Annotated in this window: 2 protein-coding genes; one reads left to right on the forward strand and one right to left on the reverse strand. The window is 64.6% G+C overall.

Translation table 11 applies throughout. The annotated features are described in order from the left end of the window. A partial coding sequence (locus MOV74_RS36125) for an NAD(P)/FAD-dependent oxidoreductase (protein WP_246932045.1) occupies positions 1–417 on the reverse strand: 417 nt, incomplete at its 3' end. A gap of 202 nt (positions 418–619) precedes the next feature. Here MOV74_RS36125 and MOV74_RS36130 point away from each other — a divergent pair. Then, positions 620–2,380, forward strand: a 1,761-nt coding sequence (locus tag MOV74_RS36130; RefSeq protein WP_246932047.1) for a bifunctional diguanylate cyclase/phosphodiesterase, incomplete at its 3' end; no start/stop codon positions are given.

The raw sequence follows: 2,380 nt of genomic DNA on the forward strand, positions 1-2,380 counted from the left end.
CAGCAGCGCGGCATCGCATGCGAGCGCGGGCTCGAGCGCGCGGGCCGCCTCGCCGGTGAGCAGCTGCATGTCGAGCACGCCATTGGCCTCGGCATGCGCCTTGATCGATTGCAGCTTCTCGGTCTCCTGCGGGGTGGTCGCGACGATCAGCTTGCCGCAATTCCTGTGCGGGATGCCGCGCTCGGCACAGTAGTGGTAGAGCGCGTGCTTGCCGTCGACGCACATGCGCGCCATCCAGCTCCCGGCGCGGTAGTAGATGCCGGCATGGATCACCTCACTGTTGCGCGAGGAGGTGATGGTGCCGATCGCCTCGGCCTCCTCGAGCACGATGACCTCGCGCCCGGCCTGGGCGAGCTTTCGGGCCGCCGCGAGCCCGACCACGCCGGCTCCGATGACGACGCAATCGACCCTATCCATGGCTGTGCAGGATGTCCGCTGGAAGCGCCGGTGACATCAGGCCTGGGACTAATGGTGCGGGGCCGTTTTCCGTTAAGGAAGAATTTATCATGTCAGGGCAATTGCCGTTTTTCACGTCACATTTTTCTGTTGCGCGTACAGGCGTTTACCCGATCCAAACCCGTGAAGCCAGACAATCCGACGTTGAAATCGCGGGTGGCTGATGGCTGAGAAGAACTGGCACGAGGGCAGCACGCTTCCGATTGCTGTGCAGGCCGTTGTGTGCCTGGCCGGCACGGTTGCGCCCGCGCGCGCCTTTGCGCTGTCGGACAGTTTTGCCGCGCCGAGCTATCTCGGCCAGCTGGATCCCAACGTGGTCTGGGAAGGCCTGATCACGGGCATCGTCGTCTGCGCGTTCCTCGCCGCGATCGTACTTTGGATCCATTCCTCGCTGCGCCGGACCAGGCGCTTGCAGCTGCGGCGCAACGCCTTCGTCTCCTCCGCCATGAACAATCTCAACCAGGGCGTGGTGATGACGGACGCGCAGCGGCGCATCATCTTCTGCAACGACCGCTATCTCGAGCTTTACGGCCTGACGCGGTTGGATCTCTGGGCCGACATGAACGGCTACGAGCTCCTCGAGCTGCGACGCAAGCGCGGCGTGCTGGGGGGCGTCTCCGACGGCGAGTTCTACGAGAAGGCGGCGAGCCCCAACGGTTTGATCACCGAACTGCCTGATGGCCGCGCCATCCTGGTGAAATATTTCGTGCTGCCGAACGGTGGCTCGGTGGCGACGCATCTGGACGTCAGCGACCAGCGCAAGCTGTCGCGACAGCTCGCCTCGACCAAGCAGTTCCTGGAAACGGTGCTGGACAACGTGCCGGCCTGCGTGGCCGCGAAGAACATCGAGGATGGCCGCTACATCTTCGCCAACAGCGCCTATGAGCGGTTCTGGGGATTCTCGCGCGATTATGTCGTCGGCAAGAATGCGCGCGAGTTGTTCGCGTCCGGCTCGGCGGCCACCATCGAGACGACCGATCGGGCAGCGCTCAACTCACCCGACGGCCAATTCCGCAATGAATTCGAGGTCGATCGTGGCGGCGAGCGGCGCATGGTCGCCTCGATCCGGATCGTGGTCCGCAACGAGAACAACAAGCCCGAATTCCTGATGCTCGTGTTCGAGGACATCACAGACCGCCGCTCCCTGTCGAAGGAGCTGGAGAGCGCCAAGAAGTTCCTCGATCTGGTGGTCGACAACATCCCGGTGGCGCTGATCGTCGAGCAGGTCAAGGACGGCCGCTATCTGCTCGCCAATCGCAGCGCGGAGACGATCCTCAACCGCCGGCGCGAGGAGGCCACGGGCCTGACCGCGTCCGACATCTTCAATCCCAAGGAAGCCAAGCTGATCATCGCGCGCGACGAGGCCGCGATCAAGAAACGCGGGATGATCACCGAGGAGCATCCGATCTCCACCAAGGACGGCCTGCGGCTGTTCCTGACCCGCCGCGCCACCGTGCTCAATGATGCCGGCGAGCCGCAATATCTGATCAAGACCCACGAGGACGTCACCGACCGCCGGCAGACCGAGTCGCGCATGGCGCACATGGCCTATCACGACGGCCTCACCGATTTGCCGAATCGCGCCGCCTTCCTTCAGGCCCTGACCCAGATGATCGAAGCCTGCGAAGGCACCGGCGAGGAGTTCGCAGTCCTCTGTGTCGACCTCGACGGCCTCAAGGAGGTCAACGACGTCTTCGGCCATGCGCTCGGCGACAAGCTTCTGGTCGAGGTGGCCCAGCGGCTCCAGGAGTCCGCCCGTGGCGGTGTGGTGGCGCGCCTGTCTGGCGACGAATTCGGCCTGATTATCGACGGCAAGCAGCCGGACGCGGGTCTTGCGCTGGCACAGCAGCTCGGCGAGGCCGTCGCAAGGGAATTCCAGATCGACGGCCGCGCTGTCCGCGCCGGCGCCACCACCGGCATGGCG

The organism is Bradyrhizobium sp. SHOUNA76 (genome assembly GCF_023006445.1).
In the GTDB taxonomy this organism is placed as follows: domain Bacteria; phylum Pseudomonadota; class Alphaproteobacteria; order Rhizobiales; family Xanthobacteraceae; genus Bradyrhizobium.